General features: G+C 69.8%; 16 protein-coding genes. 10 read left to right on the top strand and 6 right to left on the bottom strand.

What is annotated here, in order from left to right; all coding sequences use genetic code 11:
- The first annotated feature begins 129 nt into the window (after window positions 1–129).
- The 6 genes from ACZ4SW_RS13960 to ACZ4SW_RS13935 all read left to right on the top strand — a co-directional run bounded on the left by ACZ4SW_RS13960 (window position 130) and on the right by ACZ4SW_RS13935 (window position 13,347).
- Window positions 130–339: a hypothetical protein gene (locus tag ACZ4SW_RS13960; RefSeq protein WP_468242101.1), complete on the top strand. Its 210-nt coding sequence runs from the start codon at window positions 130–132 to the stop codon at window positions 337–339.
- Between the two features lie 140 nt (window positions 340–479).
- Window positions 480–5,267, top strand: a complete 4,788-nt coding sequence (locus ACZ4SW_RS13955; protein ID WP_468242099.1) for a DEAD/DEAH box helicase — start codon at window positions 480–482, stop codon at window positions 5,265–5,267.
- Window positions 5,264–7,165 (top strand): UvrD-helicase domain-containing protein, encoded by a 1,902-nt coding sequence (locus ACZ4SW_RS13950; RefSeq protein WP_468242097.1) that lies wholly within the window; start codon window positions 5,264–5,266, stop codon window positions 7,163–7,165. Before ACZ4SW_RS13955 ends, ACZ4SW_RS13950 begins: the two co-directional genes overlap by 4 nt.
- On the top strand, window positions 7,162–10,401 hold the full coding sequence (locus tag ACZ4SW_RS13945) for a helicase-related protein (protein ID WP_468242094.1): 3,240 nt from the start codon (window positions 7,162–7,164) through the stop codon (window positions 10,399–10,401). Before ACZ4SW_RS13950 ends, ACZ4SW_RS13945 begins: the two co-directional genes overlap by 4 nt.
- On the top strand, window positions 10,398–12,263 hold the full coding sequence (gene drmB, locus ACZ4SW_RS13940) for a DrmB family protein (protein ID WP_468242092.1): 1,866 nt from the start codon (window positions 10,398–10,400) through the stop codon (window positions 12,261–12,263). The genes ACZ4SW_RS13945 and drmB overlap by 4 nt, the downstream gene beginning before the upstream one ends.
- Before the next feature lie 394 nt (window positions 12,264–12,657).
- A complete protein-coding gene (locus ACZ4SW_RS13935) occupies window positions 12,658–13,347 on the top strand; it encodes an alpha/beta fold hydrolase (protein WP_468242090.1) in 690 nt (229 codons plus the stop codon).
- A 33-nt stretch (window positions 13,348–13,380) separates the two neighbouring features.
- Here ACZ4SW_RS13935 and ACZ4SW_RS13930 read toward each other — a convergent pair whose 3' ends face one another.
- Window positions 13,381–13,914 carry a DinB family protein gene (locus ACZ4SW_RS13930; protein WP_468242087.1) on the bottom strand — a complete coding sequence of 178 codons (534 nt, stop codon included), beginning with the start codon at window positions 13,912–13,914 and terminating at the stop codon, window positions 13,381–13,383.
- Between the two features lie 247 nt (window positions 13,915–14,161).
- Here ACZ4SW_RS13930 and ACZ4SW_RS13925 point away from each other — a divergent pair, with 247 nt between their 5' ends.
- Window positions 14,162–14,932 carry an alpha/beta fold hydrolase gene (locus ACZ4SW_RS13925; RefSeq protein ID WP_468242085.1) on the top strand — a complete coding sequence of 257 codons (771 nt, stop codon included), beginning with the start codon at window positions 14,162–14,164 and terminating at the stop codon, window positions 14,930–14,932.
- 16 nt (window positions 14,933–14,948) lie between these two features.
- Here the strand turns inward: ACZ4SW_RS13925 and ACZ4SW_RS13920 are convergent, their stop codons facing one another.
- Window positions 14,949–15,461 (bottom strand): PadR family transcriptional regulator, encoded by a 513-nt coding sequence (locus ACZ4SW_RS13920; RefSeq protein ID WP_468242083.1) that lies wholly within the window; start codon window positions 15,459–15,461, stop codon window positions 14,949–14,951.
- 111 nt (window positions 15,462–15,572) lie between these two features.
- Here ACZ4SW_RS13920 and ACZ4SW_RS13915 point away from each other — a divergent pair, with 111 nt between their 5' ends.
- Window positions 15,573–16,136 carry a hypothetical protein gene (locus tag ACZ4SW_RS13915; RefSeq protein WP_468242080.1) on the top strand — a complete coding sequence of 188 codons (564 nt, stop codon included), beginning with the start codon at window positions 15,573–15,575 and terminating at the stop codon, window positions 16,134–16,136.
- A gap of 181 nt (window positions 16,137–16,317) precedes the next feature.
- A complete protein-coding gene (locus ACZ4SW_RS13910; protein WP_468242078.1) occupies window positions 16,318–17,085 on the top strand; it encodes a class I SAM-dependent methyltransferase in 768 nt (255 codons plus the stop codon).
- Between the two features lie 213 nt (window positions 17,086–17,298).
- Here ACZ4SW_RS13910 and rox read toward each other — a convergent pair whose 3' ends face one another.
- The 3 genes from rox to ACZ4SW_RS13895 all read right to left on the bottom strand — a co-directional run bounded on the left by rox (window position 17,299) and on the right by ACZ4SW_RS13895 (window position 20,518).
- On the bottom strand, window positions 17,299–18,765 hold the full coding sequence (gene rox, locus ACZ4SW_RS13905; protein ID WP_468242076.1) for a rifampin monooxygenase: 1,467 nt from the start codon (window positions 18,763–18,765) through the stop codon (window positions 17,299–17,301).
- A gap of 329 nt (window positions 18,766–19,094) precedes the next feature.
- Complete coding sequence (locus ACZ4SW_RS13900; protein ID WP_468242073.1) at window positions 19,095–19,832, bottom strand: class I SAM-dependent methyltransferase; 738 nt, start codon at window positions 19,830–19,832, stop codon at window positions 19,095–19,097.
- Window positions 19,833–20,089: 257 nt separating this feature from the next.
- A complete protein-coding gene (locus ACZ4SW_RS13895) occupies window positions 20,090–20,518 on the bottom strand; it encodes a MarR family winged helix-turn-helix transcriptional regulator (RefSeq protein WP_468242071.1) in 429 nt (142 codons plus the stop codon).
- Window positions 20,519–20,579: 61 nt separating this feature from the next.
- Between ACZ4SW_RS13895 and ACZ4SW_RS13890 the strand changes: the two genes are divergently transcribed.
- Window positions 20,580–21,377, top strand: coding sequence for an alpha/beta fold hydrolase (locus ACZ4SW_RS13890; RefSeq protein WP_468242069.1), 798 nt, complete (start codon window positions 20,580–20,582; stop codon window positions 21,375–21,377).
- 30 nt (window positions 21,378–21,407) lie between these two features.
- Here the strand turns inward: ACZ4SW_RS13890 and ACZ4SW_RS13885 are convergent, their stop codons facing one another.
- Entirely contained in the window at window positions 21,408–21,881 is a 474-nt protein-coding gene (locus ACZ4SW_RS13885; protein ID WP_468242066.1) for a carboxymuconolactone decarboxylase family protein, read from the bottom strand.
- Window positions 21,882–22,105 lie beyond the last annotated feature (224 nt).

Genomic DNA, 22,105 nt, shown 5'->3' with positions numbered 1-22,105 from the left:
GTCCTCGACCCGCTAGCGTTTCAAATGGGAGAGAATCCCGAAAGCAGAACCATTCCGTTTCACGGGGGATTTGGGCTGTCACGCCCCTGTGGCGAAAGCGCGAGAAGAGAAAGCAACAGGGGAGGGCCCATGGACGAGGACGACTGCGGTTTCTTGCTGCTCTCGGCACGGGAACTCAGCGCTTTAGAGCTGAGTATCCGGACGGCGCAGAGCAAGGCGGAAGTGGCGCGCATCCTGCAGGCGTACGGGCTGTCCGAGGAGGACTTCGAGAAGGGCTTCCCGTACCTGATGAAGGTGGTCCGGGACCTGCCCGCCGACCCGGCTGACCGCACGCCCTGACCCCCTCGGCGTCACCTCGTCATCAGCGCATGCACCGGGGAAGAGGGACCACTTGAGGGCTCTCTTCGACGACCCCGACGCACCACTCGCACGGGCCGGCCCGACAGTCGGCGGCCGGCCCGTGGTTCACCGCCCACCTCATGTCCCAGGAGCGCAGAACAGTGCCGTCCTCGTCCTCCACAGTCATCGAAACCGTCCTCGAGCAGTCCGCCCGTGTGCTCCAGACTTATGCCGTGGACCCCGGCCTCGTGGCCGAGCACGCCAACGGCGAACGCCGCATCACGCAGGGCGGTTACGGGGACCGACAGCTTTTCGAACTCGTTCAGAACGCGGCCGACGAAATCGCGGACGATCCCGGAGGAAGAATTCACGTAGTCCTCACGGACAGACATTTGTACTGCGCGAACGAGGGCAACCCGGTGACCCCGGAAGGCGCGGAGACCATTCTTCGAATGAGCATGTCGAAGAAGCGTGGCGGTCAGATCGGGCGTTTCGGAGTCGGCGTGAAGTCCGTTCTCGTGGTGACCGACACCCCGGAATTCTTCAGCAGCAGCGGCAGCTTCGGATTCAACCGGGCCTGGGCCTATGAGAAGATCAAATCCGTGCCCGGTGTGACGGCGCGCTACGGCCCGGAGTTCGAGGCCCCCGTCCTGCGGATGGCCCGCCCTCTCGACATGCAGGCGGAACGCGCCGTCGACCCCGTGCTGGACGAGCTGCTGACGTGGGCGACCACCGTCGTTCGTCTGCCTCTGTTGCCGAAGGCCGACGAGCGGCTCGGCCGGGACATGCACGGCGGGCGGGGCAAGGACCACGGCGAACCCCGCGACGAGTTCCCGCTCGGCTTTCAACTCTTCTCGCCGCACGTGGCGAAGGTCGTGCTGGAGGACCGCCGGCCCCGCCCCGTGGCCCGTCGGATCCTGACCACCCACCGGTCCGGTGACCTGCACACCGTGGTCGAGGAGCGCACCGGCAAGACGCCCTCCACCGAGCAATGGCGCGTCTTCACCGTCACGCACGAGCCCGGACCGGCGGCTCGCGCCGACGCCGGAGAGCTGCACGGCCGCATCACGCTCGATCTGTCCTGGGGCGTCCCCGCCCTGGAGAAGGACCCCGAGAGCGGTCTGTACGTGAGCCCGCGCTCGCGCGGTCGCGGCAAGTTCTGGTCCTTTTTCCCCACCAAGTACGAGATGTCGTTGAGCGGCATCCTCAACGGCGCCTGGAAGACCAATGAGGATCGGCAGAATCTGCTCGACTCCTCGCCCTTCAACCAGGAGATGATCCGGAGGTCGGCGCAGCTGGTGGTCGACTCGCTTCCCGCTCTCGCCTCGGCCGACGACCCGGCCGCCTACCTGCCGCTGCTCCCCGGCCGCGCCAAGGAGGCCGTCAGCTGGGCCGACGAGTTCCTGACCCGGGAGATCTGGGCCCGCGCCGCACGCTGTCCCTCGCTACCGGACCAGGACGGTGTCCTGCGCGTCCCGACGGCGCTCCACGTCCACCCGCGGCTCGACAAGGACCCGAGGAAACTGTCCGGTTGGCTGCGGATGTGGCACGAGTGCCCCGGACGTCCCGCGAACTGGCTGCACCCGAGTGTCGAGGCCGACTCCCTCCGCTCCGGCAAGGTCGAGCACATCCTCGCAGCCGCCGGGCACGGGCGTGCCGAGGTCCGCGAATGGCTGGAGGCCCTGGTCGAGAACGGCACGCCAGAGGCCTCGGCGGTGGCCGTCCGCATCGTGGCGGACATGATCGAGCAGAAGTCTCCGCACGCCGCGGAGGCCCGCAAGGCCCGGATCGTGCTCACCGAGGAGCACGGTCTCGTCGCGCCGGTCCACGGCAAGGTGTTCCGCCGGGCCGACGACCAGGACGGACTGCGCGAGTCCACGGTGTACGTGGTCACCGAGCTGGGCCAAGACCCGTCGCTGGCCCATGCCCTCAATGTTCTGGGTATCCGGGAGGCCGATGCCGAAGGCCGGTTCATCAGCGTCCTCGACCAGGGATTCGACCACTACACCGACTCGGACTGGCTGCGGTTCTGGGAACTGTTCCGCCGGGCCGGGGTCCGGCGGCTGACCCACAAGGTGCTGGAGCGGGTGCCCACCCCGCGCTCGAGCCTCCGCGTCCGGACCGCCGACAAGCGGTTCCGGCCGATCGAGGACTGCATGCTGCCCGGCGTCGTGGTCGACACCGACCGGGATCCCGCCGTGGCCGTCGACATGCACTTCCACTCCGACGACACGCACTTCTTCTCCCTGGTCGGCCTGAAGGACCGACCGGCCGGTGGAGTGCAGCCGGAGACGGGGGAGGAGTGGTTCGAGGAGTACCGGGCGGCCGTCCACTCGTCCTACCTGCGCACTCTGGACAGCAGCGCTCCTCGGCCGTCGCTGACCCGGATGAAGGTCGAGGGCGCCGCGATCGGCGGCCAGCTCCACCTCTTCCGTCACCTCTCACCGGAGTCCCGCGCCCGTTACCTGAAGGCGCTGCCCGACGACGCCGTGGTCGCCAACTGGACGCGGCAGTTCGGCGCCCAGACCAACACCCGACAAGCGGTGGTGTCACCGATCCGGTGGATGTTGCGGAAGTACGGCAGGGTCGCCACCTCCCAGGGACTCAAGCCTCTTTCTGAGGCCGTCGGCCCCGAGCTCGCCGCCTACCGCGATGTGCTGCCCGTCGCCGACATCTCCGCCGAGAAGGCCCGCAGGCTGCGACTTCCCAGCGCCATAAAGGAGGTTCCGGCCGACCGCTGGGAGGCACTCCTCGACGAGGTGTCCCGTAGTGAGGACGACGTGTTCGTCGGCACCACGTACGTGATGCTGACCCGCTTCGGAGTGGACTTCCCCGAGGACTCCCTGACCCGCTGCCGGATCGGCGACACCTGGGGCACCCGCCCCGACGGCGAGATCACCCTCGCCGTCGGCGACATCGAGTACCGGGCGCTGCGCGCCGAGCAGCTCCCGGCTCTGCTCGTGCAGACGCCCACGGACGCCGAGCTGATGGTGGAGAGGTGGGGCATGCTCCGCTACTCCGACGTGATCAGTCGGGAGACCCGCGAAGTGCCCGAGGGTGACCCCATACCGCTGGTCGAACTGTTCCCCGCCCTGCGGCCGCGCCTGAACAGCGGCAACCGGAACAGCACGGTCCAGCGGTGCACCGAGCTGGAGGAAGTCACTCGTACCCCCAACGGCACCCAGACCTCTCCCCTGGACGCCGTACGCCAGGACAACACCGTCAAGGTCCGGGTGCCGCTCGACCCCGAGCCGATGCTGCGACTGATCGACCGCGAACTCGGTCTCGGTCTCGGCGCGGCCGGCTGCCGTGCGGTGCTTGAGCATCAGGAGCGCATGGCCCGCGACAGCGAGCTGAAGGCGGCGCGGAAGGCCGTGCGCGAGGCCAAGGACGTCGTGACCAAGATCCAGCTGCTGATCGGTGCCGACGCGCTCAGGGCGGGACTCCCCGAGGGGTTGATGGAGGCCGAACTCCAGGCGACCGGTGGTGCGGAGCCGTCCCCTCGCCGCATCGCGCAAATGGCGTTCAACGCACACGGTGACGGCGTGCTCAAGGAGCACGCCCGTGACATCCAGGCCCGCTTCCCCGACGCTCCGATGTCGTACGGAGGTTCGTCGGCGGCCATCGCGTTCGTCTCGGACCTCAAGCTGCCGATCACGTTCGCCGGTTCACGGACTCCGTCGCCACCCTCGTCCGAGACCGTGGAGGGTCCGCGAGACTTCCCCAGCCTGCACGACTACCAGGAGGACCTGGTACGCAACATCTCCACCATGCTGGACCGGCTGGCTCCGCAGCGCGGCATGCTGTCGCTGCCCACCGGCGCGGGCAAGACGCGGGTCACCGCCGAGGCCGTGATCCGCTGGGTCAAACGGGTGGGCGCTCTCAAGGGACCGCTGCTGTGGATCGCACAGACCGAGGAACTGTGCGAACAGGCCGTGCAGAGCTGGAAGTTCGTCTGGAGCAAGGTCGGTGCGGAGCGTCCGCTGACCATCAGCCGCCTGTGGAGCAGCAACGAGATCGGGAACGTCGTCGACAACCCCCACCTGGTGGTCGCCACCGACGCCAAGCTGGAGAAGTGCCTGAGCACCGACCAGTACGCGTGGCTGCGCGAGGCGGCCCTGGTGATCGTGGACGAGGCGCACACCGCCATCTCCAAGCGTTACACAGAGGTCCTGGGCCTGCTGGGGCTCACCCAGTACGAGACCCGCAGGCATCTGCTCGGTCTGACAGCCACCCCCTTCCGCAACGCCAACGAGGACGAGACCCGCAGGCTGATCAACCGCTTCGGCAACAGGCGGCTCGACGAGGGCGTCTTCCCGTCCGGTGACCCGTACCGCGACCTGCAGACGTGGGGCATGCTCGCCCAGGTCGAACACCGCACACTCGAGGGCGGCCGGATCGAGCTGAGCCGGGACGAGAAGACGCACGCCGAGCGCATGGCGATGCTGTCCCGCGCCGCCGAGCAGCGGCTCGCCGACGACCACGAGCGTAGCCGGCGCATCGTCGAATCTGTGGCCGAACTTCCGGAGGACTGGCCGACGTTGCTCTTCGCGACGTCCGTGGACCATGCCAAGTATCTGGCGGCCATGCTCAACGACCGGGGCGTCCCGTCCGCCGCCGTGGACTCGACCACGAGTGCCCAGGATCGTCGCACCCGCATCGAGCATTTCCGAACCGGCCACATCCGCGTTCTTACCAATTACGGTGTTCTGACTCAGGGGTTCGATGCCCCGTCGACCAGGGCGGTCGTCGTGGCGCGGCCGGTCTTCAGCAGGAACGTCTACCAGCAGATGATCGGTCGTGGTCTGCGCGGCCCCAAGAACGGAGGCAAGGACACCTGTCTGATCCTCAACGTCAGTGACAACATCGCCAACTTCGACACACAGCTCGCGTTCACCCAGTTCGAGCACCTCTGGAGCCGCAAGTGACCGACGTCTACCTCGACAGCCCTTCGCTCACGGACGAGCAGCGGGCCGTGGTCGAGCAGCCCTGGGACGCGCGTGTCCTGGTGACCGCGGGGGCCGGAGCGGGCAAGACGCACACGTTGGTGCGCCGGCTCGACGCGCTGTGCGGGCACGACGATCCGGACGAGGCGCTCGAGGCATCGGAGATCCTGGTGCTCACCTTCTCGCGGGCCGCCGCCCGTGAGCTGCGCGAACGCATCGCCCGGCACGGGGAGCGGGCCCGTCGGGTGCGCGCCCAGACCTTCGACGCGTGGGCGTACGGGGTGCTCCTGCAAGCGTATCCGGACGGGGAGTGGAGTGGAGTCTCCTTCGATGAACGGATCCGCGCCGCCGCCGAGGCGATCGAGAAGGGCGCGCTGGAGGCCGGTGACTCGGTGCCGCCGGCACACGTGGTGATCGACGAGGTCCAGGACCTGTTGGGCGATCGGCGGGAACTGGTGGAGGCGCTCCTCGACCGGTACCAGGACAGCTGTGGTTTCACCGTGGTCGGCGACGCCGCCCAGTCCGTCTACGGCTTCCAGATCGAGGATCCAAAGGAACGGGAGGCGGAGACCGGCCGGTTCTTCGAGTGGCTGCGGCGTTCGTTCCCCGACGACTTGGTGGAGCTGCACCTCACGGAGAACTTCCGGGCCGTCACCCCGGAGGCGAGGATCGCCCTCGCCCACGGCCGTCGACTGCAGCGGATCCGGGACGCGGACGAGGCCGGCACCCTCTACGAGGAACTGCGCGACCTGCTCCTCGACCCGGCGAACACGTATGGCGAACTCACCGACGAGTACACCCTGCAGGGTCTGCGGGATCTCGACGACACCTGTGCGATCCTCACCCGCGACAACCAGCAGGCGCTGGTGGTCTCGCGGCTGCTCCACGAGCACGGCGTCGAGCACCGGCTGCGCCGCCCCCTGGAGGAGCGGCCGGTGCCCCACTGGGTGGCGGAGCTGCTGCGCCGTACCGAGGCGACCGGTCTGACCGAGGACCGGTTCCGTTCGCTACTCGGGGAGATCCCACTGCCTCACGAACCGAATGCGACGACCCTGTGGACGGTGCTGCGTCGCGCCACGCGCTCGCCCGGGCGCACCGCGCTCGATCTGGACCGGCTGCGCCGCCTGGTCGCCGAAGGACGGTTCCCCGACGAGGCGGCAGACCCGGAGACCGCGCGGATCGTCGTCTCCACCGTGCACCGGGCCAAAGGCCTGGAGTTCGACCGGGTGATCGTGCTGGCACCACCGACCGTCGCCGAGCTGCACAAGCAGTACAGGGACGACCTGGATCTCCCCGCCGAGGCGCGGGCGTTGTACGTGGCGATGACGCGTGCCCGGCAGGACCTGTATTTCATGAGTCCTCCCGAGCTGCCGCAGTTCCGGCGGGCGGGCAGCCGCGGGAACGGCCGGCGGTACATCGGCGGGTGGCGGTCGTACGACCGGTACGGCGTCGTAGCCGAGGCCGGTGACATCTGTCGGGACGACCCGCCCGGCCACACCTCCGATGCCGTGGCGACCCAGGCTTACCTGCTGCAGCAGACACGCCCCGGGCACGATGTGGTGCTGCGCAAGCGCCACGACCTGCCCATGGGTGAGTACCAAAGCCCGCCGTACGCCCTGATCCACGACGGGCGGGAGATCGGTGAGGCGTCGGAGTGGTTCCGAAAGGGGCTGTTCCAGGTGCAGAAGGTCAACCGGGCGTGGGATCCATGGTGGCCCGACGAGATCCACGGGCTGCGCATCGACACACTGGAGACGGTGGCGGGCGGCGTCGCCGCCGGCGCCAACGCCGGCCTGGGCGACCGAGGGGTGTGGATCGTTCCCCGGATCACCGGCATCGGCATGTTTCGACGGGTTGAGGATGAGGAGCGGGGCGCATGACGTACGAGGCAGGTCGGCACTCCGAGTACTACCGGGTGCGGGACGAGGAACTCCTCATGGGCCTCCGCCGTGAGCTCTTCGGCCCCGCCGAGGACTCGGCGCCGGAGGACCGGGCCGAAGTGCTCGCCCAGGACGCCCCGATCGACCGCTATCTGACCGGCGTGCTGTACCCGCGTGCCTCCAAGGAGCGGAAGGGTGAGGACGCCGCCGAACAGGACGGCCTGGACGCCGCCCCCGTGACCAGACGCGGGGACGCGGAAGAAGCCGGCGACGACGACATCGGTGTCTCCGGGGACAAGCGGCCCTCGTCCATGGGCCTGACCTTCGCGGTCGCTCCCGCCATAAGCGACACGATCGTGGTCTCCCCTCGTGCGGCGGTCTACGAGCCCACCGACGCGGAGGCCAATCCCGTCCCAGCGCGGCGGGCCGAGGCACGGACGACCGCCGAACAGCGGGAACGGTGGCACCGCAGAGAACTCGACCTCCCGGACGTCCCGATCGATGTCACCACCCCTGTGGCCGACAAGCGGGAACCTCTCGGTGACAGGGCACAACTGCGTGTCGTCGTCCGCCGTCCCGACCCGACCACCGGCACGGTCACGATCACGGTCACGCTGATCAACAAGCAGAAGGTCGGCGAATGGGACCTCCAGGACGCCTTCGCGCTCTTCCAGTGCGGCTTGACGGTCCGAGCCGCCGACGGTTCCAGCGCGATCGTCGAGCGCCCCGCCCCGACCGCGGCGCACGACCCGGAGATCGCCACCAGCCGGCTGTTGCACCGCCATGCCCCGACCTTCGCGGTCGGACATGGCTGCGCCGCTTCATGGGACTGGGTCCCCTCACCGATCGGGGTGACCGAGACACGCGAAGCCGCCGTTGCCGAGGTGCGCAGTGACTTCGTGCCCAGCGTGGAGGTGCTGCTCACCGACTCCAACCCGGAGATCGACAGCTCGTCCCTGTCTATGCTCGGGTTGGCCGAGAGGACCGACGCCCAGGTGCTGGCGGCACTGGAGGCACTGGCCATGGGCTACGAGGACTGGATCGACCGGAAGTCGTCCGAGGCGGACGCCTTGGTGGGCGGCCGTCACGAGAAGCCCGCGCGGGAGCAGGTGAAGGCCTGTCGTGAGGCACTCGGTCGTATCCGTGAGGGCATCGGCTTGTTGCAAACCAAGCCCGACCTGATGAAGGCGTTCCGGCTCGCCAACCGCGCCATGGCCGACCAGCGCGCGCGCAGTGCCTGGGTGAAAGGCGGACGCGTCGGCAGCCCCGATCCGGCCGCCGGCCGCTGGCGTCCTTTCCAGATCGCCTTCCTGCTCCTCTGCCTGGCCGGGATCGACGACCCGAAGCACGACGACCGGAAGATCTCCGACCTCCTGTGGTTCCCCACCGGTGGCGGCAAGACGGAGGCTTATCTCGGGCTGATCGCCCTGACGTCGTTTCTGCGCCGGATCCGCAAGGGGCCGCACGGCGGTGGTGTCACCGTCCTGATGCGCTACACGCTCCGGCTGCTCACCCTGCAGCAGTTCGAGCGTGCGGCGATCCTGCTCTGTGCCATGGAGCACATGCGGCGTCGCACGCCCGAGTTGGGCGACGAGGAGTTCTCCGTCGGCATGTGGGTGGGCCGCTCGGCCACCCCCAACACGCTCGCGGAGGCTGCCGCCAGGCTCGACGAGCTGCGCGCCGACCTCGGCAAGCGGCTCGCCACCGAGAACCCTGTGCAGTTGCACGCCTGCCCCTGGTGCGGGACCCGCCTCGACGCACGGAACTACGAGGTCGACGAGATCGCCGAGCGGATGTACGTCCGCTGTCCCGGCGCGGACTGTGCCTTCGCCGACGGCCTCCCGGTCCACCTGATCGACCAGGCGGTGTACGACGCGCGCCCGACCCTGGTGATCGCCACGGTCGACAAGTTCGCCTCGATGCCGTGGCGTCCGGCGACCTCCGCGCTCTTCAACCTCGATGACCCGCACGACCCCACTCCTCCACCGGAGTTGATCGTCCAGGACGAACTCCACCTGATCTCCGGCCCATTGGGCACCCTCACCGGGCTTTACGAGACCGCCGTGGACGCGCTGGCCGAATGCCCCAAGGTGATCGCCTCGACGGCGACCATCCGTCGCGCGGCCGACCAAGGGCTCCATCTCTTCGCCCGCGGCGTGCGGCAGTTCCCGCCCGCCGGTCTGGACGCACGTGACTCGTGGTTCGCCGTGGAGACCCCGCGCGAGGAGAAGGCGAGCCGCCGCTACGTCGGGCTCCTGGCCCCCGGCACGAGCCAGTCGACCCTGTTGATCCGTACGTACGCCACGCTGCTACACCGAGCCATGCACGCGGACACCGACGACAAGGTGCGCGACGCGTACTGGAGCCTCGTCGGCTACTTCAACAGCCTGCGGCTGCTCTCCGCGGCGGAACTGCAGGTCCACGACGACGTGGTGGCCTACTTGGAACTGCTCGCCGAGCGCGAGGGCGTCGCGGTGCGCCAGGTCGCCAACTACTCGGAGCTGACCAGCCGGATCGACGCCAGCGAGATCCCCGCGCGGCTCAAGGGCATCGAAAAGCGGCTCCCCGACGAGGACACCGTCGACGTCCTGCTCGCCACCAACATGATCGCGGTGGGTGTCGACGTGGACCGGCTCGGTCTGATGGCCGTGATGGGCCAACCGCAGACGACCGCCGAGTACATCCAGGCGACGAGCCGTGTCGGGCGTGCCCATCCCGGCCTGGTCGCGGTCATGCTGAACTCCGCCCGCGCGCGGGACCGTTCGCACTACGAGAGCTTCCAGCACTACCACTCGGCTCTCTATCGCGAGGTCGAGTCCACCTCCGTCACCCCGTTCTCCTCCCGCGCCCGTGAACGGGGCCTGCACGCGGTGATCGTCGCGCTCGCCCGCATCCTGATCCCGCAGGCCCGCCCGAACGACGGCGCCGGAAGGATCGAGACCTACGAGGGCGATCTTCGCGGGCCCATCAAGAACGCGCTGCTCGATCGCGTCCGCGCCGTGGCTCCGCACGAGGTCGATGCCGTGGAGCAGGGCTTCGAGGAGTTCGTCGCATGGTGGCTCAAGGAGGCCAGCAACCACAGTGGGCTGCTCTTCGAACCCCAGAAGGGCAGCCGCGCCCCCGCGCTCCTCAAGGCGTACGACGACGAGTCCGAGGGCACCGGGGCGTGGCCCACGCTGTGGAGCCTGCGCGACGTCGATGCCGAGTCCGCCCTGTTCATGGAGGGAACCCGATGACCCCGCCTCCCGCGCGTCGCCGCCGGACCGCAGCGAACGGCACCACGCCCGCTCATAACCTGCCGCGACGCGGCACGGTCCGCCGTGCCCAGGCGATCACCACATACGGCGTCGGCTCGCTCGTCGCCGTCGATCACGAGTCCTTCATCGTCTCGGGCCTCGACGAGGCCGACCGGAGCTGGAGCGTCCACGAGGCACCACGCGTCCACGAGCGGCGCCTGGAACGCCTGCTCGAGGTCGATCACTTCCGTCTTCCGCCGGCGTCCGACGACGACAGCAAGGACGGTCTGCGAGTCCGCCGCTTCCCATTGATGCACTCCTGCCCCGAGTGCGGCGAGCTGCAAAGGCATCAGGACTTCGCTCCGCCACCCGGGCGGAGTGTCTGCGGCACGTGCGAGGTGGACCTCGTCCCGTCCCGCTTCGTGGTCGCCTGCGCGGCGGGCCACCTCGACGAGTTCCCGTACTGGCAGTGGGTGCACCGCTCGACCGATCCCGCTTCGAGGTCGACCGGGAAATGCGGAGGCAAGCTCATGATGCGCACGTCCGGGCGCACCTCGTCGCTCCGCTCGATCATCATCTCCTGCACCTGCGGGAAGGCGCCCGAGGTCTCGATGGAGGGGTCCTTCCGCAAAAAAGCGTTGAAGGACCTCGGGCTCAAATGCCGGGGCACCCGTCCCTGGCTCGGCTCGTCCGTCCCGGCCGAGGGGTGCGGACGTCCCCTGCGTACTTTGCAACGAGGTTCCTCCTCGGTGTGGCAGCCGGTACTGAAGTCGGCGCTCTCCATCCCCCCGTGGAGCAGCGTCCGCGCGGATCCGCTCGCCGGCCACTGGGAGAAGCTCAGGAAGTACGACGACCGCGCGCGCATCGAGGCCTATCTCGACGCCGTCTTCGACGAGCCGTGGCCCCTCTCGCTGGACGAGGTCATGACGCTGCTCGACGCCGAACGCGAGGAGGAAGCCGAGGGCGAAGCAGCTCCCTCCTTCGACCATCGCTACCGCGCCCTGCGCAACAAGGAGTACGAACGCCTGCGCGCCGGAAACGATGAGAGCGAGCACTCCCGGGAGGAGGAATTCGTCTGCGAGTCGCCGCTCGGTGACGGGAGCGTGCTCGAACCACTGGGTGTCACCGGCCCGATGCTTGTCAAAAAGCTCCGCGAGGTGCGCGCCCTGAAGGCGTTCACCCGGCTCGTCGACGCCGAGTCGACGACCGACCCGAAGGAGATGCCACTCTCCGAAAGATTCCTGCGCTGGTTGCCGGCCATGGAGGTCCGTGGCGAGGGCGTCTTCCTCCGCCTGGACGAGGACCGACTGAGCGCATGGGAGAAGCAGGCAGCGGTGGTGGACAGGGGCGAGCGCATGCGCCGCGCCCATCAGCGGGTGCTCGATCAGCGGGCCGACGATCCGACCCGGGCCGTGTCATCCCCGGCGACCCCACGCCTTGTTTTGCTGCACACCCTGGCGCATGTCCTCATCAACGAGTGGAGCCTGGAGGCCGGTTACCCGGCCGCGTCCCTGCGGGAGCGGTTGTACTCCGATGACGACATGGCGGGCGTGCTCGTGTACACGGCGACGAGCGACTCGGCCGGCAGCCTCGGCGGACTGGTCGCGCAGGGCGAACCGGAGCGCCTGGACGAGACGATCCGTTCGGCCGTCCGCCGCGCCGAGTGGTGTTCCGCCGACCCCCTCTGTCTCGAGGCCGAGACGTCCGGCGCCGACGGGACCAATCTCGCCGCCTGTCACGCGTGCGTGATGCTCCCCGAGACGAGCTGCGAACACAACAACATCCTCCTCGACCGCGCGCTGCTCGTTGGCACCCCGGACGAAACTCACGTCGGCTTCTTCGCGAACATATTGGGTCGCTGACATCCGGAATCCGTCGGAGCGGCAGCCGCTCGTGCTAACTGTGCAGTACGTCGACGCCACCGTCTCGTCATCTCAACAACGAGGCGGTGTACTCGATGTATGGGGCCCCGTGGTTCACCGACCCGGCGATGCTTCTGCCAGCGGTCCGGGAGTGGCTGCGGCCTGGCATCGTGTTCGTCCTCTTGCAGCGGCCGACGGGCTTCACCGGCGTGCGGGCCCGTGTGCTACCGCTCCCGCCGGACCCAGAACGGTCGGGACGTCGATCGTGCGGGCGCACCGCCCCTCCCACGCGGGAAGTCAAGGGCACCCCGTCTGATGGCGAATGAACTCCACCGCATTCCAAGATCGGACAGAATGGATCACGTCCAGTGAGGTCGCTCGAGGGGGAGATGACATGGCGACGTTCGTGCTGGTGCCCGGGGCTTTTCACGGCGCGTGGTGGTTCGAGCCGCTGGTGCGGCGGTTGCTCGCGGACGGGCATGAGGCCCGTGCGGCGGAACTCACCGGCGTCGGGGAGCGGGTGCACCTGTCGTCCGGGACGGTCAACCTGGACACCCATATCCAGGACGTGGTGAACCTCCTGGAGCATGCGGACCTCACGGACGTCGTCCTCGTGGCGCACAGCTACGGCGGCATGGTCATCACCGGCGCGGCCGACCGGCTGGCGGATTCCGGACGCCTTCGTGCGCTCGTCCATCTGGACGCCTTCGTCCCCCAGGACGGCGACTCTGTGTGGTCGCTGAGCCCGCAGGTCTGGCGCGACCGCTATGTGGCGGGCGTGGGCGCGGACGGCTTCTCCATGGCCCCGCCGCCGTTCCTCACCGAGCCGCGCGTGACGTCCCAGCCCCTCGCCACCATGCTCCAGAGCATCGCGCTCACCGGCGCGTCCGAAAAGATCCAGCACCGCCACTACGTCTACATGAGCGCGTACGAGGGCTCCCCGTTCGCCCAGTTCCGCGACCGGCTGAGCGCCGAACCGTCCTGGACCGTCCATTCCCTGCCGTTCGGGCACAACGTCATGTCCGAGTGCCCCGACGAGATCCACGCCCTCCTCATCGACGTCGCGGCCCGCGCGACCGGGTGAGCATCGCCTCCTGCCCGAGACCGACTCGGTAAGTCACTCCCCCGTCTCCCCGTCGATCAGTTCTCGGGCGATGTCGAGGTGGCCGACGTGGCGGGCGTACTCCTGGAGCAGGTGGAAGAGGATCCGTCCGAGGGAGGGAGCCTCGGTGGGTGTCCGGAAGCGGCCGCCGAGGCGGGCCTTGTCGGCCAGGGCGGCGGCCGCGGCCAAGGAGGTCGTCGCGGTCACTTCCGCGCGGTAGGCGGCCATGACCTCTGCGGTGGTCCTCGTTGCGGGGACGCTCCATTCGGCCTCGTCTCCGCCGGGTGGGTGGGCGAGGACGTCTTCGGCGGCGAAGCCCCAGCGCATCCAGCGGCGTTCGACCCAGCCGAGGTGCTGGACCAGGCCGAGCGGTGACCAGCCGAGCGGTTCGACGGGTGTGCGGAGCTGGGCCTCGGACAGTCCGGAGATCTTTCGCATCAGCGCCTCGCGGTACCAGTCCAGATAGCCGAGGAGGAGGTCTTGCGGGTCGGAGACGCCGACGTCCGGGCCGTCGAGGGGCGCGGGGGCCTGTCCGTAGGGCTGCTGCATTACGCGAAGGTAGCCCGGCATGCTGTTTGGTGGGGCGGAGGCGGCTTTGAACGCTGCGTGGAAAAAAGAACTGGCCGGGGCGGAAGTCGAGTTGGTAGCCTGCAGGCAGCCGTGACACCGAGCGAGGAGGTGAGACCCATGAACGTGGTATCCGTGTGGGTGCTCCCCCTCGTCTTCACGGCCGGCGACTGACGTAGGTGTCGCCGGGAGCGCCTCGACAACCAGGCACTCCCGAAAGGCAACACCTATGTACTCTCATTCTCTGAAGTTCACCGCCGAGTCGTCGGCGAACGGTGTCCTCGAACGCGACTTCACCGTGGGCGAGGTCCCCGGCGTGCTGTGGTCGCCGGCTTCCGGCGCCGACCGTGCGCCCCTGGTGCTGTTGGGGCACGGTGGCGGCACACACAAGAAGTGGCCGGGGATGACCGGCCGTGCGCACCGCCTCGTGATCGACGGCGGTTTCCACGTCGCCTGCATCGACGCGCCCGGGCACGGCGACCGGCCGCGCACGGCGCACGACGAGCAGGAGATCGCCGAGCTGTACCGGGCGAGGGCGGCGGGCGAGCCGGAAGGCCCGATCGTCGTCCGTTACAACGCCCACCTGGCGGAGCGCGCCGTACCCGAGTGGCAGGCGACCCTGGACGCGCTCCAGGAGCTGCCCGAGATCGGCGCCGAAGGGCCGGTCGGTTACTACGGGCTGAACATGGGCACGGCGATCGGGGTGCCGTTCACGGCGATCGAACCCCGGATCGGCGCCGCGGTCTTCGGGCTCCACTGGCCCGACGCCCTGGCCGAGACGGCGAAGCGGATCACCATTCCGATCGAGTTCGCGCTCCAGTGGGACGACGAGCACATCCCGCGCGAGTCCGGTCTGGCGTTGTTCGACGCCTTCGCCTCCACGGAGAAGACGTTGCACGCCAACACGGGCAGGCACAAGGAGCTGCCCAGGTTCGAGGCCGACAGCGCGGTGCGGTTCTTCGTACGGCACCTCGGCCGGGCGGTCGCCTCACCGGCATGACCTCGTCCCTGACGCCCTATGTGATCTGCGCGGCCGCCCACTCGGCCCAGTCGCGGCGCATGGCGTTGAACCGCATGCCGTATTCCAGGACGATCCGGCCGTAGGTCGAGAGGTTGTCGTCGTCCCAGTCGACGGACTCGGCCAGGCGGCGCAGGTCCTCCTCGCTCTGGGCGGACATCTCGACCAGTTCCGTGAGGTAGGCCCGCGCCTGGCCGGGGGTCAGCACGCCGAGGAAGAACACCCGCAGCAGGATGTCGCTGCGGGTGTTCCGCTGCGGTGTGGTCTCGGTCAGCCAGCGCCGCAGCTCGGCCATCCCCTGCTCGGTGAGGGCGTACTCCTTGCGGCCGCGTGGTCCCTCGGCGGTCACGGTGATCAGTCCGGCGTCCGCCAGCTTGGTCAGCTCGGTGTAGATCTGGCTCTGCGTCGCCGGCCAGACGGTGGTCAGTGAGGTGTCGAACAGCTTCAGCAGGTCATAGCCGCTGGCGGGCCGCTCGGACAGAAGCCCCAGCAAGGCGTGTCGAAGGCTCATGCCCCCACCTTACCTTCCACTGTTGACATGTGAACACAGGAACGTCTAGCTTCGACATGTCAGAGATGGAATGTCAGTGGAACATCGAGAATATCGAAACGGGGAGCCACCATGTCCTATCTGCGCACCTTCCTCCCGTGGATCATCTTCGCCGTGCTGCCGTCCGGCCAGTGGCAGTGGGCCGCGCTGGCCGCCCTGGTGGTGGCGGTGGCGGTGATCGTCCAGCAGCGCCGGGCCGGTGCCGGATCCGACGCCCTGATCATCGAGACGGGCTCGGCGGCCTTCTTCGCGGTTCTGGCCGTGATCGCCTTCGCCGATCCGCACTCGCCTGTGCACGACTACTCGGCGGCTGCGTCGTCCGGCACGCTGGCGGTCGTCGCCGGGGTCTCGCTGGCCATCGGCAAGCCCTTCACGCTGGGCATCGCCAAGCGGACCACGCCCCGGGAGCTGTGGGGGCTGAGGCCCTTCGTCCGGACCAACGTCGTCATCACCGCCGTGTGGACCGCCGCCTTCGCCGTGACCGCCATCGTGCTCGCCGTCGTCGCGCACGCCGGGCACGCCCACTCCACCACGGCCACCCTCGTCCAGGTCGCCGGGTTCGTGGTCCCGATGGTGTTCACGGTCCGCTACGTCGCCGCCGTCCAGGCCAAGGCGAAGACCACCGGCGCCGCGTGAGGCGGATCGGGCCGGTCGGTGACGTCTCGTCAGGCCGCCCGGCCCTCCTTCTCGCCTCGTTCGCGGTTCCGTACCGCTGACGCACCGACCGCGGGCCCACCGGGCCCGCGCAGTCGTGTTCGGGGTTCAAGGGCCGGCATATCCCGTGCGTCCCGAGGTTCGGGCGCCGTAACCTCCGGTCATGCCCGAGAACTCGGTGGCGCAGTTCTACGACGAGCTGGCCGACGACTACCACCTGATCTACGCGGACTGGGACGCGGGCACGCGCCGGCAGGGGGACGCCCTCCACGCCCTCATCGGCCGGGAGCGCGCCGCGGTGCTCGACTGCTCCTGTGGCATCGGCACGCAGGCCATCGGCCTGGCCTTGCGCGGGCACCGCGTCACCGGGACGGACCTCAGCCCCCGGGCCGCCGCCCGCGCCGCCCGCGAGGCCGCACACCGGAAGGTGACGCTGCGCACGGCCGTCGCGGACATGCGGCGCCTCCCGTTTCCCGACGCCCTCTTCGACGTCGTCGTCTGCGCCGACAACTCCCTGCCGCATCTCCTGACGGAGCCGGATGTCCGCTCCGCTCTGGCGGAGATGCGCCGGGTGCTGCGCCCCGCCGGTTCGCTGCTGGTCAGCACGCGCCCCTACGACGACCTCCTGCGCACCCGTCCCCCTTCGGCGCCTCCGCAGGTCCACCGGTCCGCGGACGGCGGGGAACGGACCGTCACCTTCCAACTGTGGCACTGGCACGAGGACGGCGAGCACTACGACCTGGAGCACTTCCAGCTCCTGCCCGCAGGCGGGGATTGGCGTGTCCGGGTCCGCCGGACCACCTACTGGGCGCTCGGCCGGGACCGGCTGGCCGGCCTCGTGGCCGACTCCGGGTTCGTGGATCCCGAGTGGCGGATGCCGCAGGAGACGGGCTTCTTCCAGCCGCTGCTCATGGCGCGCGCCGGCGCGTAGGCGCTTCCACGGCCTTCGCACCGTCCGCCACGGCACGGCACGGCGAGGCGTCCTGCGACCCGCGGCGCGGAAGGGGGGGCGGCCAAGGATGTGCCCGGGGTCGTGGAGCGGCGGACCGAGGGCTGTGCTGCGCCGGCCGGCGGGGTACGGCGGTGGAGCGCGCCGAACCGCGCCGGAGCCGGCGCCCGCCCTGCCGAGCGGTCACCAGCACGCTCAGCCGGCGGCGGCGCCGAACCACTCGGGCAGTCGGCCGAGCAGGTCCTGCTGGTCTTCGCCGACCCACGCCACGTGACCGTCCGGCCGCAGCAGCACCGCGGGCACGTCCAGTTCCTCGCTGACGTCGACGACGTGGTCGACCCGGTCCGCCCAGCCCGCCACCGAGAGCCTGCCGGTCTGGTCGAGCAGCAGCCCCCGGCCGCCGTGCATCAGCGCGTAGAGGCGCCCCCGCTTCAGCGCCACGTCCCGCATCCGCCGGCCGAGCAGGTCGTGGCCCTCGCCGAAGTCGTAGCGGACCCCGATCGCGGTGATCTTCTCGATGAGGTACCGGTTCACCTCCTCGAAGTCCATCAGTTCCGACACCAGCCGGCGGACCGCCTGCGCCCCCGGTTCGGTGGACATCAGCTCCATCTGGGCGCGGGTGTTGTTCAGCACGTCGGCGGCCACCGGGTGCCGTTCGGCGTGGTAGCTGTCGAGGAGTCCCTGCGGTGCCCAGCCGGCCACCTCGGCGGCCAGTTTCCACCCCAGGTTGAACGCGTCCTGGAGACCGAGGTTGAGGCCCTGCCCGCCGGTCGGCGGGTGGACGTGCGCCGCGTCGCCGGCCAGCAGCACCCGGCCGACGCGGTAGCGCTCGGCCTGCCGGGTGGCGTCGCCGAAGCGGGACAGCCAGCGCGGTGAGTGCACGCCGAAGTCGGTGCCGGCGAACGCCCGCAGTTGCCGCTTGAAGTCCTCGAGGGTCGGCGGGACCGAGCGGTCCTCGGTCACCCCCGCCGCGGGCACGACGACGCGGTACAGCCCCTCCCCCATGGGTCCGAGGCCGAACCGCTTGTGGGTCTTGCGGACTTCGGCCACCACCGCGGTCACGGTCTGCGGTGGTACGGCCACCTCCATCTCGCCCAGCAGGGTCTCGACCCTGGTGGGCTCGCCGGGGAAGCCGACGCCGAGCAGCTTGCGCACCGTGCTGCGGCCGCCGTCGCAGCCCACGAGGTAGCGCGCGCGCAACCGCGTGCCTCCCCCGCCGGCTGCGCCCTCATCGGTGGGGGCGCCCCCACCGGCCAGTTCGACGGTCACCCCGTCCTCGTCCTGGGTCAGCCCGGCCAGTTCGCAGCCGCGCCGGATCTCGGCGCCGAGTTCGACGGCGCGCTCGGCCAGCAGGCGGTCGGTGGTGGGCTGCGGGATGCCGAGCACGTACCCGTGCGCGGTGTCCAGCCGGTCGGGCGCGGGCTTGTCGATGGCGGCGAAGAAGCCGCCGGTCGGGTACTTCCGGCCGTGCGCGAGGAACCGCTCCAGCAGACCGCGCTGGTCCATCACCTCGATGCTGCGCACGTGCAGGCCGAGCGCGCGGACCACCCTGGTCGGCTCCGCCTCCCTCTCCAGCACGAGCGTGCGCACGCCGTGCAGCCGCAACTCGCAGGCCAGCATCAAGCCGGTCGGTCCGCCACCGGCGATGATCACGTCGAACATGAAATCCCCCCATGGGACAAGGCTGCGTTTCCGGCCGGTTGCTCCGTGCCGCCCGGCTTGCACCGGTGGTTCGGCGTCGCGCAAGACCCGAACGTCGGCAAGAGCACACGTACTTCGCGAATCCCGGATTTTCCGCAGGTGCAGGCTTCGGCGGGAGATTGTGCAGCACGAACCGGCTCTTGCCGCAAGGCCCCCCGTGCGCTATACGTTGAGAGTGGCAAGGAGTGAGTGACCTCCTTGCCTTTTCTTTTCGCCGCCCTTTGCCGTCCTGTACGGGGCCCCGCGCCGCGCGGCCTTCCTTCTTCGCGGCCTCCTTCCCTGACTACGGCTCACGGCCGGGCGGTGCGACGGAACAGGGCAGTCCAGAGGAAGGGCTCGCCGAAGTACGGGGAGTCCGGTGCCTCGTCGCGCATGCGGCGCAGTTCGACCTCCTCCAGGTCGGAGAAGATCCGGCGCAGCGATTCCGGGGTGTAGGCGAGGCCGCCCTTGAGGCCGCTCTCGCGATAGAAGTCGATGTCGTCGAGTTCGGAGCCCATCGCACCGGCCGCGAAGCAGGTGAGGACGAGGTGGCCGCCGGGGGCGAGGGCCCGCTCGAGGAGGGCCAGGTAGCTGATGCGGCGGTGCGGCGGCAGGTGGTGGAAGCAGCCGGAGTCGTAGATCAGGTCGTAGGGGCCGCGCAGTTCCGTGTCGGCGAGGGCGAACGCGTCGCCGCAGAGGAACCTGACCTCGGCTCCCTCCTTCCGCGCACGCTCCCGGGCCCAGGCGACGGCCGTCGGGGACAGGTCGACGGCGTCCACCTCGAAGCCGGCGGCGGCGAGGTGCAGGGCGTTGCGGCCGGGGCCGCAGCCCAGGTCGAGGGCGCGGCCCGGGGTGATCAGGCCGCGGTCGAGACAGGAGACGAGGTTTTCGTCCGGCTTGGGCACGAAGAACGGCACGGGCCTGGAACGGTCGGCGTAGAAGCCGTCCCACCATCCGGCCGCGTCGGCCGTCCAGCGGTCGGCCGCGGGCGCGAACAAGTCGTCCAGGAGCTTGAGTACGTCGTCGACCGTGCGGATGTCGCGGTCCATCCGGGCCACCCCCTTTTCCGTCCTGCGATCCTAGGGGTGGATTCGGCGAATGCCCAGGTCAGGTGGTGTGAGCGGATGCCGTGGGCGGCCGTGTGGAGGGCGGCGGCGGGGTCGGGAAGGGGTTGCCTCGGGGGTGAGGTCGGCGCCGCCGCCATGGCCCCGTCAAGGGCTTCCACGGGGGTGATCCCAGCCCTGGCGGCGCGGCTTTTTCTCGCGATTTTCCGGCGCGGTCTCCCGCTGCGGATCCTCTGCGCCCCCTACGGGTTCTGTTCGCCGTTGAGGCGCCGGAGCAGGCCGAGCAGTGTCTCCCGGTCCGCGTCCGGCAGGGCGGCGAAGCATGCGGCGAGGACGTCGTCGGCGACCTTGCCCCCCTTCGCCAGGACCTGTTCGCCGGCGGGTGTCAGGTGGTGCTCGATGCGGCGGCCGCGGCCCGGGCGGCGCTCGATCAGCCCTTGGGCGGTCAGGCGGGTCGCGAGCGCGCCGAAGGCCTGTTCGGTCTGGAAGGTGGCCGCGGCCAGTTCGCGGGCCGAGGCCCCGGGAGAGCGGCTGATCGCCCGCAGGGCGTCCCACTGGGCGAGCGTGGTGCCGACGGCCGCGAGGGCGCCGTCGAGCGCCCGGTGCTGCCGGTACTGGGCTTGCTTGACCGCCCTGCCGAGGGCTTGCAGGTCGCCGTGCGTGAAGTGCATGGGGCAAGTCTACGCGGTGACTAAGCTAGCTTAAATAAAGATATTTAGTTATCGTGGCGGCATGCAGACAGAGACCTCAGCGGTCGTCCACGACGACCTGTCCCTCACCTTGTCGGAAGCCGGCCACGGCAGGCCGGTCCTGGTCCTGCACGGCGGCGGAGGCCCGGCCACGGTGGCCGGGCTGGCCGCGCGCCTCTCCGAGAGCGCGCACACCGTCACGCCCGTGCACCCCGGATGGGACGGCACCCACCGGCCCGCGTGGCTCACCAGTGTCGATGACCTGGCCCTCGCCTACCTGGACCTCCTGCACGACCGGGCACTGGACGACGTCCTCGTCGTCGGCTCCTCGCTCGGCGGCTGGATCGCCGCCGAGATGGCCGTGCGCGACACGGCAGGGATCATCAGCGGCCTCGTCCTGATCGACGCGGTCGGCGTGCACATCGAGTCGGAACCGATCACCGACGTCTTCGCCCTGGACGCCCGCGGCGTCGCCGAGCACTCCTGGCACGACCCGGACCGCCACTACGTCGACCCGGCCGGCGTCCCGTCCGACCAACTCGCCGTCCGCCAGGCCAACATGGCCGCTCTGCGCACCCTGGCCGGTGACCCCTACATGCACGACCCCAAGCTGCTGCGCCGGTTGGGCCGCGTCCGGGTTCCCGCCCTCCTGCTGTGGGGCGAGAGCGACCGTATCGTCAGCCCCGCCTACGGTGCCGCGTTCGCCGCGGCCTTCGGCGACGGCCGGCTGGAGATCGTCCCGAAGGCGGGCCATCTGCCGCACATCGAGCAGCCGGACGCCACCTTCGCGCACATCACCGCGCACATGGAGGAGCGGGTGCCGCTCGTCGTGCACGAGTGACACCCCCCCTCGGGGCTACGCGTCCGGGCGTCAGTCGAACATGCCCGGCTGGTAGTCGCCGGCCGGCTGCCGGACGATGACGTTCATGCGGTTGTAGGCGTTGATCAGGGCGATCAGGGACACGAGGGCCGCGAGCTGGTCCTCGTCGTAGTACTTGGCGGCGTTCGCCCACGCCTCGTCGGTGACGCCGCCGGCCGCGTCCGCGATACGGGTGCCCTGCTCGGTGAGCTCCAGGGCGGCGCGCTCGGCGTCGGTGAAGACCGTGGCCTCCCTCCAGGCGGCGACCAGGTTGAGGCGGACGGAGGTCTCGCCGGCGTGGGCGGCGTCCTTGGTGTGCATGTCCGTGCAGAAGCCACAGCCGTTGATCTGGCTGGCGCGGATCTTCACCAGCTCCTGCGTCGCGGCCGGGAGGGTCGAGTCCGTCACGACCTTGCCCGCAGAGTTGATGTAGCGCGCGAACTTGTTCGCTACGGAGTTGGTGAAGAAGTTGAGACGAGCGTCCATCGTGATCTCCCCATGTCGTGCCGTGTCGACGGTTACACAGCAACGACGGAACGACCCGGCACGGGTGTGACACCCGAGCGGGCCGGATGGACGTGACGTGCGTCACTTCGGACGGGAGCCGTAGGAGCGGGTCACGGTTCTCGCGGATGCGACCGGAAGCGGTGGACGCGGTGCGCGCGGTCGGCGCGGTCGGCACAGTCGGGGCAGTCGGCGCGCTGGACGGT

The organism is Streptomyces sp. NPDC028331 (genome assembly GCF_055565775.1).
The sequence above is the reverse complement of the archived record's forward strand: the minus strand, read 5'-3'. Positions and strand labels throughout refer to the sequence as shown.